This is a genomic window from Frigoribacterium sp. CFBP 13729, assembly GCF_014841875.1.
Lineage (GTDB): Bacteria > Actinomycetota > Actinomycetes > Actinomycetales > Microbacteriaceae > Frigoribacterium.
In genome coordinates, this window is record NZ_JACYUR010000002.1 from 184162 (window position 1) to 198456 (window position 14295).

The following is a 14295-nucleotide window of genomic DNA, read 5'->3' on the forward strand; positions in this document are numbered from 1 at the left end:
CGCTCGGTGCGGCTAGAGCTCGCTCGTCGGCACGCTGAAGGTGTCGCACGCCGTCGGGCCGCCGGCGCGACCGGCTTCGAACCACTTCGTGCGCTGGTCGGCCGAGCCGTGCGTCCAGGTGTCGGGGTCCACCCGGCCGCCCGACGCCTCCTGGATCCGGTCGTCGCCGACCGCGGCGGCGGCGTCGAGCGCGTCGGCGACCTGCTCGCGCGTCACGGGCTCGAGGAACGTCTCGCCGAACTCGTTCTGGATCGTCGTCGCGGAGCCCACCCAGGCGCCGGCGTAGCAGTCGGCCTGCACCTCGAGGCGGATCGTGTCGGAGCCGGGGCCCGTCTGGCTGCGGTCGGCGCGGTCGAACGCGCCGCTCAGCTGCTGGATGTGGTGGCCCCACTCGTGCCCGACGACGTACATCTGGGCGAGGGGCCCGGCCGAGGCGCCGAACTGCTCGCGCAGCTGGTCGAAGAAGTCGGTGTCGACGTAGAGCGCACGGTCGGGCGGGCAGTAGAAGGGCCCGGTCGCGCTGGTGGCGCCCCCGCAGCCCGTGTCGACGGAGGAGGTGAAGAGGAAGAACTCGGGGCTCGCGTAGCCCTGGATGCCCACCTGAGGGGCGGCCGAGGCCCAGTAGGTGTCGAGCGAGTCGGCGGCCCCCGCCATGCGGCAGTCGATGCTCGCGTTCGCGTCGGCGCCCGTGGTGCAGCCCTCGAGCGCCTCGCCCTCGACCTGTTGTGCCGGGCCGACCTGCGCACCGCCGACGAGGCCCGAGAGGTCGACGCCGGTGAACTGGCTGATCAGCGCGACGACGATGACGCCGACGATGCCGACCCCGCCCGCGGCGATGCCGGTCGTGCGGCCGCGGCCCGCGCGCTTGACCTTGCTGCTGTCGATGCGGGTGTCGTCGTTGAAGGACATGGAGCAGACGTTACTGCCCCGGCGAGACCAGGGACCGGAGGGGAGGGGAGGGTGCGGCCCGGACCGGGGTCGGGGCCGGGACTGGGCAGGGGCCCGCAAGCCGCTAGAGGCCGCGGCGCTCCTGCTCGGCCTGCTCGGCGGCCTCGCGCTCGGCGCGCAGCACGGCACGGCCGGCGTCGCGCTCCTTGACGCGCAGCTCTTCGTCGCGCACCTCGGCGAGGTTGGCGCGCTCGGTGACGAGCCACTGCGGCATCTCCTCGAGGAGGGCGTGGATCTGGTCGGTGGTGAGCGCGTCGTCGACGCCGGCCCGGGCGAGGCCCGAGATCGTGACGCCGAGCTTCTGCGCGACGACGGGGCGCGGGTGCGGGCCGGTGCGACGCAGCTCGGCGAGCCACTCGGGCGGGTTCGCGGTCAGCTCGGCGAACTCCTCGCGGGTGACGGGGCTGGCCTGGAACGACTCGGGGGTCGCCGGCAGGTGCACCCCGAGCTTCTTCGCGGCCGTGAAGGGCTTGAGGGTCTGCGGGCTCTTGCCGTTGGGGGTCTCCGAGGTCATCCCGCAAGGGTACCGCCCGGGCGGACCGGAGCCGGGGCCGCCGCCCATGCCTGTGGACGGGCGACAGGGGCGCCTGACACGGGAGGAGGCACGGGCCACGGGCCAGGGGACGGAGGCCGCCCGGTAGCCTGGCGCGATGACGACCGAGCCGAGCCGCGCCTCCTTCCGCATCGGCTTCGTGCCCGGCGTGACCCTCTCGAAGTGGTCGCGGCTCTGGGAGGAGCGGCGCGACGACCTGCCCCTCGACGTCGTCGAGGTGACGGGCGACGCGACCGAGGTGCTCGACGTGCTCCGCGGCGACGACCGCGTCGACATGGTGCTGGCCCGGCTGCCGCTGGCGCTCGGCGACGACTTCTCGTCCATCGCGCTCTACGAGGAGCGCGCCGTCGTCTGCTTCGGCAAGGAGCACCCGCTGGCCGCCGCGGGCAAGGACGACGAGCTCTCGCTGGCCGACCTCTCCGGCGAGGTACGGCACGATCTCGACCCGGCCCTCGACGAGGCGCAGGCGATCGAGGTGGTCGCGACCGGCTCCGGCGTCGCCGTGATGCCGCAGTCGCTCGCCCGGCTGCACGGACGCTCGGGCGTGACGCACCGGTTCCTCTCCGACGTGCCGCCGACGACGATCGCGCTCGTCTGGCCGATCGGCGAGCTCGACGACGACATCGACGACTTCATCGGGGTCGTCCGCGGACGCACCCGCAACAGCAGCCGGTCGAGGAGGCGCGACGACGACGCCCAGGAGGCGCCCGCCGCCAAGGCCAAGGGTCCCGGCAAGGGCGGCGCCGCGGGCGGCAAGGGCGCGGCCGGCGGTCGCGGCTCGGGGCCCGGCCAGAAGAAGACGCCGCCCGGCGGTCGCGGCGGGCCGCAGCGCGGCACCGGCCGCAGCCGCCCGCGCCGCGGCCGCTGACCCGCGCCTCCTGCTGGCTGGCCCGGCCCGCCTGGCATGCTGACGCACATGAGCGAGAGCACCGACGGCGAGAAGCCGGTCCCGAGGCGGTTCCGACGCTTGAGGTTCAACCCCCTGCGCGACGTCCTGCCCTGTGTGGCGGTCGTGGTCGGGTCGTTCCTCGTCGTCCGGGCGGCGATCGGGCGCAGCCCCGGCGACGACATCGTGTGGCTGGTCATGGGGCTCGTACTGACCACCCTCGGGATCGTGGTCTTCTTCGTCAACCGCTGGCAGGCGCGGCGCGGGCATTAGGGTCGCAGCGTGTGGAGATGGCGTGTGTCGGGTGTCTTCCTCGTCGTCCTCGGAGCGGTCGTCCTCGTCGTCGGCCTGTGGGCCACGGACCAGTGGCTGTCGGGTGCTCCGAGCGACAGGGGCCGGGGGCATCCCCTGCTCGTCGTCCTCTCGGGGGCGACCTTCATGGTGGTCGGCATCGGCCTCTTCTCGACGCCGGGGCGCGAATGGACCCCCCCGACCAGGGGCGACGAGATCATGGACCGTGCGCGCCGTGCCCACGAGGAGGCGCACCGGGACGCCGCCCGCCGCGCTCGCCGAGCTGCGTGGCGTTCCCGGTTGCCCCGCTGGCTCTCTCGGCGGGCCTCCGGTGAGTAGGAGGCGTCGCTCGCCGAGGCGGACCGCCCGCATCACCTGGGGCCAGACGTGGCGAGCCGGCCTGTTCGGAGGTGCCCTCACCGGCGCCCTCGCGATGACGTGCTCCCTCGTGGGCCAGGGCCTGCCGCAGTCGGCTCCGGGCGAACCGGCGAGCACGGCTCTCTGGAGCCTGGCCTTCCTCGTGGCCGCGGCGGCCGTGGTCGGCCTCCCTCTCGGCGCCGTCGTGGCGGCGTGCGCCTGGGGCATCGCGAGGGTGGGTGCGCGGCGGGGCTCTCCGGGCGAGGTCCACGTCGTCGTGTTGCTCTCCGCCACGGTCCTCCTGACCGTGGGAGTGGCGGTCGGACTGGCGGGGTGGTCCCGGGCTGATCCGACGGACGGCCTCGGGCTCGTCGTCGGAGGCTCCCTCGGGGGGCTCGTCACCGTGCTGCTCCTGCTGCGGGTCGTCCGGACCCGTGAGCAGCCGGCCGACGGCGCCGGCTCCGGCTGAGGCGTCGAGCCCGTCCGCAGGCCTCCCGGCCGTCCGACGCGCTCGCCGAGCCTGTGCCCTGGTGCATGATCGTCGGATGAGGGAGAGGACCCGCCGCCACCGGCTGACCGTCGCGGCGGTCCTGGCCGTCCTCACCGCGGTCGACCCGTACGGTCTCGAGCCCGGCACGCCGGAGGGGCCTCCGGCAGACGAGTACGAGCCGGAGGCCCTCGACCTGGCCCGTGTGCTCCTCGCAGAGGGGGCCGTGACCGTGCGTGACGTCGAGGACGTCTGGGCGCACTGGTTCTCGGAGTCCCTCGTGCTCAGGCTCGGAGTCGACCGGATGGCCCGGCTGGTCGACGAGCTCAACGCGCTCGTCCCCGCGGCAGGGGCGAGTGGCTTGCCACTTTGCGGGGCCTGACGGGGCCCAGAAGCCCGCGAAGGGGCAACCCGAGCGTCGTGGCGGTGCGGCAGGCCCGCTGGTACCGTCCCCGCATGACCTGGCCCGCCGTGCACGTCTCCCGTCCGATCGAGCACGACGTCGCCGCCGTGTCGCGGGTCGCGGGCGACCCGGCTCAGCTGCCGTCGTGGGCGGCCGGCCTCAGCAGCGGCGTGCGGCACGAGGCCGGGCGGTGGCTCGCCGACTCGCCGATGGGCGTCGTCGAGGTGGCGTTCACCGGGCCCGTCGAGCTCGGCGTCCTCGACCACGACGTGACGCTCCCCGACGGCACCGTCGTGCACAACCCCCTCCGAGTGCTGGCCAACGACCGGGGCAGCGAAGTGGTCTTCACCCTCTTCAGGCGGCCGGGCACCTCCGACGCCGACTTCACCGCCGACGTCGAGGCCGTCGAGCGCGACCTCGACCGGCTCGCCGCCCTGCTCGACGAGCTCGCGCCGTGACCCCGTCCGACGAGCTCGTCCGCTGACTTCACTCGACGAGCCGGGCGACTTGCCCCTTTCTGTTGCCTCACGCGGAATGAGGCAGCAGGAAGGGGCAACTCGATCGTCGATCGGAGCGAGGCGAGGGCGAGGGCGAGCGCGAGGTCGAAGGAGAACGTGAACGTCACGCGAGGCGGCCAGCCCCTTACGCTGGCTGCATGTCGATGAAGACCTGCCTCCTGACCGGCGCCGGACGGCGCGAGAGCATCGGGCGGGCCGTGGCCCGCGACCTCGCCGCCGACGGCTGGGACCTCGCCCTCGCCACCTGGGACCCGTACGACGACTCCATGAGCTGGGGCGCCCGCCCGGGCGACCTCTCCGAGCTGGTCGCCGAGGTCGAGGGCCTCGGGCGGAGGGCCCGCGTCTACCAGGCCGACCTCTCCGACGCGGCGACCCCCGCCCGTCTCCTCGCGCAGGTGAACGCCGACCTCGGGCCCGTCACCGGCCTCGTCCTGTCGCACTCGCAGAGCGTGGACTCGTCGATCCTCGACACCTCCGTCGAGGCCTTCGACCGGCACTTCGCCGTCAACACCCGTGCCGCCTGGCTGAGCATCAAGGCGCTCGCCGAGCAGCTGCCTCCCCTCGACGAGCTGCCCGACGGCGCCCGCGTCGTGGCGCTCACGAGCGACCACACCGTGCACAACCTGCCCTACGGCGCGAGCAAGGGCGCCCTCGACCGCATCGTGATCGCCGCTGCCCGCGAGTTGGCTCACCTCGGCATCTCGTCGAACGCCGTCAACCCGGGACCGGTCGACACCGGCTGGATGGACGACGACACCCGACGCACGCTCACCGCGCTGCAGCCGACGGGTCGCCTCGGCACTCCCGAGGACGTCTCGCGCACCGTCCGGTTCCTGATGTCGCCCGAGGGCCGCTGGGTCACCGGCCAGCTGATCACGACCGACGGCGGCATCTCCGTCTGACGAAGAGGCACGGGCCGGGACGAGGAGGCGCGGTCACGGTCGAGGAGGCGCGGTCACGGTCGAGGAGCCGCGGCCGCGGTCCCGCAGGCGCCGCCCTCCTCGTCTGTGCCCCTTCCCCGCAGACGCGCGAGCGCCCTACCCTCTGCACATGACCGACTCCGTGCCTCCTGTCACCTTCCCCACCGTCGTGTTCGAGGCCCGCCCGGGCGTCACCGGACTCGTGGTGCCGCCCGACGAGCTCGCGGTGCTCGGCGCCGGGAAGCGCCCGGCCGTCGTCGTGACGGTGCACGGCACCGGCGACGCCCCCACCGAGCCCTACACGTACCGCAACACGGTGGGCAGCATGGGCGGCCAGCTCCTCCTGTCGCTCAGCGCCGAGCACCGTCGGGCGTCCGGGCTGGTCGGCGGCCAGCAGGTGGAGGTGACGCTGGCGCTCGACACGGAGCCCCGGGTGGTCGAGGTGCCCGCCGTGCTCGCCGAGGCGTGGGCCGGGGACGACGCCCTCCGCGCTTCCTTCGAGGCCCTGTCGCCCAGCAGGCAGAAGGCCCTGACGCTGCCGATCGCCGACGCGAGGACGGACGCGACCCGCGAGCGGCGAGTGGCTGCCGCGCTCGACGCGCTGCGCGGCTGACGCAGCCAGCCACGCAGGCTGACGCAGCCAGCCACGCAGGCTCACGCAGCCGGACCGACCCTGCCGCCCGCCCTGCCTGTGCCCCGCCCGAGAAGGCCCGAGGAGGCGCGGGTACCGTCCAGCGCATCCGACAGCCTGAGGAGGCACGATGACGTTCAGCAAGGGCGACCACGTGACGTGGAACACGCCGCAGGGCGAGACCCACGGCACCGTGGTGGACAAGCGCGTGAAGGAGTTCCAGTTCGACGGCCAGACCTTCAAGGCCTCGGGCGACGAGCCGTACTTCATCGTGAAGAGCGACAAGACCGACGCGGAGGCGGCTCACAAGGAGTCGGCCCTCTCGAAGAAGAAGTAGGGGACAGCACCATGGCAGATCTGACCGACGTGACCTGGAACCAGGAAGCCCGCGACAAGATGCTCACCGACGCCGACCGAGTGCTGCAGGACGCCGTCCGCGAGGTCGCGGCCGAGCACGAGGGCGACGACTGGGAGCCCGCCTTCGCCGCGCTGAACGAGCGCCTCAAGGGCCGGTTCATCGACTACGAGCCCGGCCCGGACGTCCGCAAGTACGCCGAGGCGATCGCGCGCGGCGACTACCGCTGATCGAACGGCTCCTGACCGACCCGCTCGTCCGCTGACAGGACCGCGGGTGCGTCGATCCGGCGCACCCGCGGACTGACGGCCACCGCCACGGCCACGACGGCGATCAGGCCGGCCAGGACCAGCAGGGCCGTCGGAGTGCCGAAGCGGCCGGCGAGGGGCCCGACCACCAGCTCGCCCACGGGGATCCCGGCCAGCGTCGCGAGCGTCAGGGCCCCGAAGACCCGGCCGAGGTAGGCGCGCGGCACGAGGGTCTGGATCGCCACGTCGAGCGGCACCGTGAACAGCTCGAGGCCGACGCTCGACACGAAGAGGCCGAGGCAGAGCCAGAACGCCCAGTGCAGCGGGTCGACGTACGGCGCGTCCAGCACCTCCGGCTGGTCCACGTGGGCGCCGGCGAGCAGCACCAGGGGCAGCACCAACGCCGACGTCGCCAGGCACGCGACCGCGAGCCGCAGGCGCCCGCGCAGCCGGCCCGCCCAGACGGCCCCGACGACGAGGCCGAGGGTCTGCACCGCCCCGGCGAAGCCCCACAGCACCCGGCCGAACGACTCGTCCGCCACGAGCGGCCCGATCACCTGCACCCCGCCCGCGAAGCTGAGCTGGTGCACGAACGCGAGCGCCAGCGTCGCTCGCAGCCACGGCGACCGCGCGACGAAGCCGATCCCCGAGCCCAGGTCGTGCAGCAGCGACCCCGAGCCGGAGGCGCCGGTCACCGACCGCGGGACGCGCCCGAACGCCAGCGCCGCCGCCGCCGACAGCCCGGCGCCGACGAGCAGCGCGCTGCCCGTCCCCGCGACGCCGACGAGCGCACCGCCGAGGGCCGTGCCGACGATCAGGCCGACGTTCATGCTGATCCGCGCGAGCACGGTGCCGTCGCGCACGAGGGGCTCGACGAGCACGTCGCGGAGCATCGCGCTCGAGGCGGGGCCGAAGAACGCGGCGGCCGCGCCCGTCAGGGCCGCCGCGACGGCCAGCGTCACGAGGGTCTCGCGCCCCGTCAGCAGCAGCACCCCCGCCGCGACCAGGGAGGCGGCCGAGACCACCGAGGAGGCGGTGGCCACCAGGCGCCGCGGCAGCCGGTCCGCGAGGGCGCCGCCCACGAGGACGAGCACGACGTTCGGCACCGCACGGGCCGCCACGACGAGGCCGAGCTGCGTCGCGTCCGCGCCGAGGTCGACGGCCGCGAAGACCAGGGCCAGGGGGGCCAGGCCGCCGACCACCCACGACAGCAGACGTCCGACCCACAGGGCGCGGAACGCCGGGATGCGCAGCAGCGACCACCTCACGCGGCGAGCCTACGCTCGGCACATGGGGGTCCCGGAGGCGGTGCGATCGCCCGCAGCCCGCCCTAGGCTGGCCCCGATGTCCGCACTCGACGAGCCCGCCGCCGCCTCGCACGAGTCCGTCGTCGAGCAGCCGCCCGCCGCTCCGCCCGGCCGCTACCGCAAGGGCGTCGCCAAGCGCGAGGCGATCCTCGAGGCGGCCCTGCCGGTGTTCGGCAAGGTCGGCTTCCACGGCGCCTCGCTGCGCGAGATCGCGCGCAGCTGCGGCGTCTCGCACCAGTCGCTGATGCACTACTTCGCGACCAAGGACGAGCTCCTCATGGCCGTCCTCCGTCGACGCGACGAGCGCCTCCGGCAGCACTTCGACGACGAGGGCGGCATGCGCCTCGCCGAGCTGGTCGCGCTGGCCGAGTACAACGTCGACGTGCCCGCCGTCATCTCGCTGTTCATCACGGCGTCGGCCGAGGCGACGTCGAGCGACCACCCGGCGCACGACTACTACGCCGACCACTACGACCGGATCATCGGCTCGACCTCGGCGTACCTCGCCGTCGCGGAGGCGCATGGCTGGCTGCGGGACGGCTTCACCGCCGAGTCGGCGGCCCGTGTCGTGCTGGCCGTGCAGGACGGCCTGCAGCTGCAGTGGCTGTACCGGCGCGACGAGGTGCAGGTGGCCGACCTGATGCGGCTCGTCATCGGCACGGTCGTGACCGTGCCGACCGAGCAGCTCGACGACGCCGTGCGCGCGCAGGTCGCCGCCGCCCCGAGCTGAGCCGCTGGGCCCTGCCCTACTTCGAGCTGATCCGCTGGAACTTGCGGATGCTCAGCGGCACGAACACGACGAGCATGACCGCGAGGCCGACGAGCACGGTGACGTACGGGTGCTGCAGCGTCCAGATGTCGGGCACGGGGGTCTCGCCGAGGTTGCCGAACGACGTGCGGGCGGCCTGCACCAGCGACGACACAGGGTTCCACTCGGCGAAGACGCGCAGCACCGTCGGCAGGGTGTCGCTCGGCACGAAGGCGTTCGAGATGAACGTCAGGGGGAACAGGACCATGAACGACGCGTTGTTGATCGTCTCGGGCGTCTTGACGCTCATGCCGAGCAGCGCCATCACCCAGCTGAACGAGTAGCTGAAGAGCAGCAGCAGCGCGATGCCGCCGAGGAACATCAGCGGCGGCGTGTTCACCCGCCAGCCGACCGCGAGGCCGGTGAGCATCATGATCACCATCGAGATCGAGTTGAGTGCGAGGTCGCTGTTCGTCCGGCCGATGAGCACCGCCGACGGGCTCATCGGCAGGGTGCGGAACCGGTCGATGATGCCCTCCTTCAGGTCCTGCGCCATCGCGGCGCCCGAGAAGGTCGAGCCGAAGACGACGGTCTGGGCGAAGATGCCCGCCATCAGGAACTGCGTGTAGTCCGTGCCCTGCACGGCGATCGCGCCGCCGTAGACCTGGCTGAACAGCAGCACGAACATGATCGGCTGCAGCACGGCGAAGATCAGCATGTCCGGCGACCGCTTGACCTTGATCAGGTTGCGCTTCGTCACCGTCCAGCCGTCGGAGGCCCAGGTGCCGAGCCCCGTGGGGCCCAGGGGCGTGAGGGTCTGCGCGAGCGCGCTCGTCGTCGTGGTCATCGCCGCGCCTCCCTCTTGCTCGTCCCGCCCTTGCTCGTCGCGACCGAGCCCGTGTCGGGGTCGTCGTCGTCGACGGCCTTGCGCCCGGTCAGCTGCAGGAACACGTCGTCGAGCGTGGGGCGGCGCATGCCGGCGTCGTGCAGCTCGATGCCCGCGGCGCCGAGGTCGGCCAGGGTGCGCTGCAGCGCGGTCGGGCCGTCGGTGACGGCGACCTCGACCTGGCGGCCGTCGCTGCCGAGCGTCGGCTCGGCGTCGCCGTGCCGCCGCAGTACCTCGAGGGCCTGGGGCGCGCGCGCCTCGTCGACGAGCGCCACGACGAGGCGGTGCCCGCCCACCTGCGCCTTGAGCTGGTCGGCGGTGCCCTCGGCGATGACCCGCCCGCCGTCGATGACGGCGATGTCGTCGGCCAGCCGGTCCGCCTCCTCCAGGTACTGGGTCGTCAGCAGCACCGTGGTCCCGCCGGCGACGAGGGAGGTGATGATGTCCCACAGGGCGAGGCGGCTGCGGGGGTCGAGCCCCGTCGTCGGCTCGTCGAGGAACAGCACGCGCGGGTTCGTCACGAGGGCGCCCGCGAGGTCGATCCGTCGGCGCATGCCGCCCGAGAAGCCCTTGACCGGGCGGTCGCCGGCGGCCGAGAGGTCGAACACGTCGATGAGCTCGCGGGCCCGCTCGCGCGACACCTTCGCGCCGAGGTGGTAGAGCCGGCCGATCATGTCGAGGTTCTCGAACCCGGTGAGGTTCTCGTCGACCGCCGCGTACTGGCCCGAGACGCCGATGGTGCGACGGGTCGACTGGGGGTCGCCGACGACGTCGATCCCGTTGATGGTGGCCGTGCCCGCATCAGGCACCTCGAGCGTCGTGAGCATCTTGACCACGGTCGTCTTGCCGGCGCCGTTGGGCCCGAGCAGCGCCTTCACGGTGCCCTCGGGCACGGTGAGGTCGAAGCCGGTCAGCGCGTGCACCGGGCCCGACTTCGAGCGGTAGGTCTTCGTCAGGCCCGAGGCCTCGATCATCGCCATCTGCGCGCCTCCGACGTGGGGTGACGTCGCCGGACCCCCTGGTTCGGTGACGAGGTGAAAGTACCAGCCGGGAGGCCCGCCCACCAGAGGACGGGTCGGTCCCGGTCGGTGCCGAGGAGGCGTCGGTCGCCTGTGCAGGAGGCACCCGCCGACCGCCACGTTACGGTCGTGTGTCAAACCTTGCCACCTGGCAAGTTCCGGTCTTATCGTGACGGCATGACCACCATCGACCAGCCGGCCCGGCCGGCAGCTGCAGCCCTCCCCGAGTCGATCGGCGACGACGCCGTCGCCCTGGCCCGTCGCTGGGCGCACGAGGCGTCGTCGGCGCCCAGCACCGACTCGGCCCACCTGCTCGCGCAGGTGCTCAAGGACGAGTCGGGCCTCGCCTTCACCATCGGCTTCGTCGACCGCGTCGTCCGCCCCGAGGACCTCAGCGTGGCCGCCCGCAACCTGTCGCGCCTGGCGTCGCAGGTGCCCGCGTTCCTGCCCTGGTACATGCGCGGAGCCGTCCGGGTCGGCGGCGTCGTCGCCCCCGTGCTGCCCGGCGTCGTCGTGCCCGTCGCCCGACGCGTGCTGCGCGGCATGGTCGGCCACCTCATCGCCGACGCCCGGCCCGCCAAGCTCGGCTCGGCCATCAGCAGCATCAAGGCGGAGGGCACGCGCCTCAACCTCAACCTGCTCGGCGAGGCCGTGCTCGGCGACGCCGAGGCCGAGCACCGCCTCGCGGGCACCCGGGCGCTGCTCGAGCGCGACGACGTCGACTACGTGTCGATCAAGGTGTCGTCGATCGTCAGCCAGCTCTCGATGTGGGCCTTCGACGAGACCGTCGAGCGCGTGGTCGAGAAGCTCACGCCCCTCTACGAGCTCGCCGCCCGCTCGCGCGAGCCGAAGTTCATCAACCTCGACATGGAGGAGTACCGCGACCTCGACCTGACGATCGCGGTCTTCACGCGCCTCCTCGACCAGCCGCAGCTGAAGGGCCTCGAGGCGGGCATCGTGCTGCAGACGTACCTCCCCGACGCCCTCGGCGCCCTGCAGGGGCTGACCCAGTGGGCGACCCGACGGGTCGACGCGGGCGGGGCGTCGATCAAGGTCCGCGTGGTCAAGGGCGCGAACCTCGCCATGGAGACCGTCGACGCCGTCGTGCACGAGTGGCCGCTCGCCACCTACGACACGAAGCAGGCCAGCGACACGAACTACAAGCGCGTCCTCGCCTGGGCGCTGACGCCCGAGCGCACGCGCGCGGTGAAGATCGGCGTCGCAGGCCACAACCTCTTCGACATCGCCTTCGCGCACCTCCTCGCCGAGGCGCGGGGCGTCGGCGGCCGCGTCGAGTTCGAGATGCTGCTCGGGATGGCCGAGGGCCAGGCCGAGCTCGTCAAGGCGGACGTCGGCGGGCTGCTGCTCTACACGCCGGTCGTGCACCCGCGCGAGTTCGACGTCGCCATCAGCTACCTGATCCGCCGCCTCGAGGAGAACGCCTCGAGCGAGAACTTCATGTCGGCCGTCTTCGAGCTCGCCTCGAACGAGGCGATGTTCGAGCGCGAGAAGGGCCGGTTCCTCGCCTCGCTCGCCGACGTCGACGTCGAGGCGCCTGCTCCGCACCGCGTGCAGAGCAGGCTCGACGACGCGCAGGCGCTCCGGCCGCGTCAGGCCGGCAGCGGCTTCGACAACGAGCCCGACACCGACCCCGCCAAGGCCGACAACCGCGCGTGGGGCCGCGAGATCCAGCGTCGCTCGACCGACTCGGTGCTCGGCGTCGACCTCATCGAGCGGGCACGGGTGACCGACGCCTCCGTGCTCGACGAGATCGTCGCCGGCGCGGTCGCGGCGCAGCCCGCCTGGGCGGCACGAGGAGGCGCGGGCCGGGCCGAGGTGCTCCGTGCCGCCGCCGTCACGCTGGCCGCCCGACGGGCCGACCTCATGGAGGTCGCCGCGAGCGAGACCGGCAAGACCGTCGCCGAGGGCGACGTCGAGGTCAGCGAGGCGATCGACTTCGCCAACTGGTACGCCCACCTCGCGGAGGAGCTCGACGTCGTCGACGGCGCCGACTTCGTGCCCGAGCGCCTGACGCTCGTGACCCCGCCGTGGAACTTCCCCGTCGCGATCCCCACCGGCTCGACGCTCGCGGCGCTCGCCGCGGGCAGCAGCGTGGTCGTCAAGCCGGCCGGCCAGGCGAAGCGCTGTGGGGCCGTGATGGTCGAGGCGCTGTGGGAGGCGGGCGTGCCCCGCGACGTGCTGCGGCTCGTCGACGTGGACGAGGGAGACCTCGGCCGCCACCTCGTCTCGCACCCTTCCGTCGACCGCGTGATCCTCACCGGTGCCTTCGAGACGGCCGCGCTGTTCACGAGCTGGCGTACCGACCTGCCGCTGCTCGCCGAGACGAGCGGCAAGAACGCGATCATCGTCACGCCGAGCGCGGACCTCGACCTCGCGGCCGCCGACGTCATCAAGTCGGCGTTCGGCCACGCCGGGCAGAAGTGCTCGGCCGCGAGCCTCGTGATCCTCGTCGGCTCGGTCGGCACCTCCGAGCGGTTCCGCCGCCAGCTCGTGGACGCGGCGTCGACCATGCGCGTCGGCTACCCGTCGGAGCCCACGACCCAGATGGGCCCGATCATCGAGCCTGCTTCGGGCAAGCTCGAGCGCGCGTTGACGACGCTCGGCGCGGGGGAGTCGTGGCTCGTCGAGCCCCGCCGGCTCGACGACAGCGGCCGCCTCTGGTCGCCCGGCGTGCGCGCCGGGGTGGCCGCGGGCAGCGAGTTCCACCTGACCGAGTACTTCGGCCCGGTGCTCGGCGTCATGACGGCCGCGACCCTCGACGAGGCGATCGCGCTGCAGAACGCCACCGACTACGGCCTCACCGCCGGGCTGCACACCCTAGACCCGGCCGAGCTGTCGACCTGGCTCGACGGCGTCGAGGCCGGCAACCTCTACGTGAACCGCGGCATCACCGGCGCGGTCGTCCGTCGTCAGCCGTTCGGCGGCTGGAAGAAGTCGTCGGTCGGTGCCGGCGCCAAGGCGGGAGGACCGAACTACCTCGTGCACCTCGGGTCGTGGACGCCCACGACCCTCGCGGGCGCTGCGGCGGGGGAGGCGCGGCCCGGCAAGGCCGTCGCCGCCGCCCTCCGCGCCGCGACCCCGTCGCTCGGAGCCGACGCCGACCTGGTCGCCGCGGCCGTCGCCACCGACGAGCACTTCTGGCAGGCCGAGTTCGGCGTCGCCCGCGACGTCAGCGAGCTCGGCCTCGAGCGCGACCTGCTGCGCTACCGCCCGCTCGCGGTGACGGTTCGCGCTGCCGAGGGCGCCTCCCTCGCCGACGTCGTGCGGGTGCTGCTCGCCGCCCTGCGCTCGGGCTCGCCGTTCACGGCATCCGTCGCCACGGCCCTGCCCGAGCCGTTCGTCTCGGCGCTCGGCCTCGGCGTCGGGGCGATCCGGGTCGAGAGCGACGACGCCTGGCACGACCGCGTCCGGGCGGGCGGGCTGCGGACCGAGCGCGTGCGCCTCGTGACGGGCGCTGCCGACGGGGGCGCCGCCTCCTCGGCCCTCGCCGACGCGCTCGGCGGCGACCCAGCCGTCGCGGTCTTCGCCGCGCCGGTCACGCCGACCGGACGACTCGAACTGCTGCCGTTCCTGCGCGAGCAGGCCGTGTCGATCACGGCGCACCGCTTCGGCAACCCCGACGGCTGGAGCGACGCGGTCATCTAGCCGCGTGCCGCCCCGCGCGAGTCACCCGGAAAGGCTGCCCCCGCGCGTGCGGGGGCAGCCTTTCGGGGCAAC

17 protein-coding genes are annotated in these 14295 nt (G+C 73.5%); 12 read left to right on the forward strand and 5 right to left on the reverse strand.

Features of this window, described 5'->3' with window-relative positions; all coding sequences use genetic code 11:
• Positions 1–12 precede the first annotated feature (12 nt).
• Positions 13–909, reverse strand: a complete 897-nt coding sequence (locus IFT77_RS07285; RefSeq protein WP_192169628.1) for a neutral zinc metallopeptidase — start codon at positions 907–909, stop codon at positions 13–15.
• 103 nt (positions 910–1012) lie between these two features.
• The gene (locus IFT77_RS07290) at positions 1013–1462 is read right to left on the reverse strand and encodes a DUF5997 family protein (protein WP_192169629.1); all 450 of its coding nucleotides are present in this window, start codon (positions 1460–1462) and stop codon (positions 1013–1015) included.
• A gap of 136 nt (positions 1463–1598) precedes the next feature.
• On the opposite strand from IFT77_RS07290, the gene IFT77_RS07295 reads away from it, so the two are divergent.
• From IFT77_RS07295 to IFT77_RS07340, 10 genes are all read left to right on the forward strand, one after another.
• The gene (locus IFT77_RS07295) at positions 1599–2369 is read left to right on the forward strand and encodes a LysR family transcriptional regulator substrate-binding protein (RefSeq protein WP_192040894.1); all 771 of its coding nucleotides are present in this window, start codon (positions 1599–1601) and stop codon (positions 2367–2369) included.
• A 48-nt stretch (positions 2370–2417) separates the two neighbouring features.
• The gene (locus tag IFT77_RS07300) at positions 2418–2660 is read left to right on the forward strand and encodes a hypothetical protein (protein ID WP_192040895.1); all 243 of its coding nucleotides are present in this window, start codon (positions 2418–2420) and stop codon (positions 2658–2660) included.
• Positions 2661–2669: 9 nt separating this feature from the next.
• Complete coding sequence (locus IFT77_RS07305; protein WP_192169630.1) at positions 2670–3017, forward strand: hypothetical protein; 348 nt, start codon at positions 2670–2672, stop codon at positions 3015–3017.
• 94 nt (positions 3018–3111) lie between these two features.
• Positions 3112–3504, forward strand: coding sequence for a hypothetical protein (locus IFT77_RS07310; protein ID WP_192169631.1), 393 nt, complete (start codon positions 3112–3114; stop codon positions 3502–3504).
• Between the two features lie 76 nt (positions 3505–3580).
• Positions 3581–3904: a hypothetical protein gene (locus IFT77_RS07315; RefSeq protein ID WP_192040898.1), complete on the forward strand. Its 324-nt coding sequence runs from the start codon at positions 3581–3583 to the stop codon at positions 3902–3904.
• 74 nt (positions 3905–3978) lie between these two features.
• Positions 3979–4383 (forward strand): SRPBCC family protein, encoded by a 405-nt coding sequence (locus IFT77_RS07320; RefSeq protein ID WP_192169632.1) that lies wholly within the window; start codon positions 3979–3981, stop codon positions 4381–4383.
• Between the two features lie 197 nt (positions 4384–4580).
• A complete protein-coding gene (locus tag IFT77_RS07325; protein ID WP_197980637.1) occupies positions 4581–5345 on the forward strand; it encodes an SDR family oxidoreductase in 765 nt (254 codons plus the stop codon).
• 148 nt (positions 5346–5493) lie between these two features.
• Entirely contained in the window at positions 5494–5976 is a 483-nt protein-coding gene (locus tag IFT77_RS07330; RefSeq protein WP_192040901.1) for a YdeI/OmpD-associated family protein, read from the forward strand.
• A gap of 148 nt (positions 5977–6124) precedes the next feature.
• On the forward strand, positions 6125–6331 hold the full coding sequence (locus IFT77_RS07335) for a DUF2945 domain-containing protein (protein ID WP_123547883.1): 207 nt from the start codon (positions 6125–6127) through the stop codon (positions 6329–6331).
• Positions 6332–6342: 11 nt separating this feature from the next.
• A complete protein-coding gene (locus IFT77_RS07340) occupies positions 6343–6579 on the forward strand; it encodes a hypothetical protein (RefSeq protein ID WP_123547884.1) in 237 nt (78 codons plus the stop codon).
• Here IFT77_RS07340 and IFT77_RS07345 read toward each other — a convergent pair.
• A complete protein-coding gene (locus IFT77_RS07345; protein ID WP_192169633.1) occupies positions 6570–7865 on the reverse strand; it encodes an MFS transporter in 1296 nt (431 codons plus the stop codon). The two genes, IFT77_RS07340 and IFT77_RS07345, sit on opposite strands and share 10 nt — an antisense overlap.
• Before the next feature lie 76 nt (positions 7866–7941).
• Here IFT77_RS07345 and IFT77_RS07350 point away from each other — a divergent pair, with 76 nt between their 5' ends.
• Entirely contained in the window at positions 7942–8634 is a 693-nt protein-coding gene (locus IFT77_RS07350) for a TetR/AcrR family transcriptional regulator (RefSeq protein ID WP_192169634.1), read from the forward strand.
• 16 nt (positions 8635–8650) lie between these two features.
• Here IFT77_RS07350 and IFT77_RS07355 read toward each other — a convergent pair whose 3' ends face one another.
• Positions 8651–9499, reverse strand: a complete 849-nt coding sequence (locus IFT77_RS07355; RefSeq protein WP_192169635.1) for an ABC transporter permease — start codon at positions 9497–9499, stop codon at positions 8651–8653.
• Positions 9496–10518 carry an ATP-binding cassette domain-containing protein gene (locus IFT77_RS07360; protein ID WP_192169636.1) on the reverse strand — a complete coding sequence of 341 codons (1023 nt, stop codon included), beginning with the start codon at positions 10516–10518 and terminating at the stop codon, positions 9496–9498. The genes IFT77_RS07355 and IFT77_RS07360 overlap by 4 nt, the downstream gene beginning before the upstream one ends.
• Before the next feature lie 216 nt (positions 10519–10734).
• Here IFT77_RS07360 and IFT77_RS07365 point away from each other — a divergent pair, with 216 nt between their 5' ends.
• Complete coding sequence (locus IFT77_RS07365; RefSeq protein WP_192169637.1) at positions 10735–14223, forward strand: bifunctional proline dehydrogenase/L-glutamate gamma-semialdehyde dehydrogenase; 3489 nt, start codon at positions 10735–10737, stop codon at positions 14221–14223.
• Positions 14224–14295: the final 72 nt, after the last annotated feature.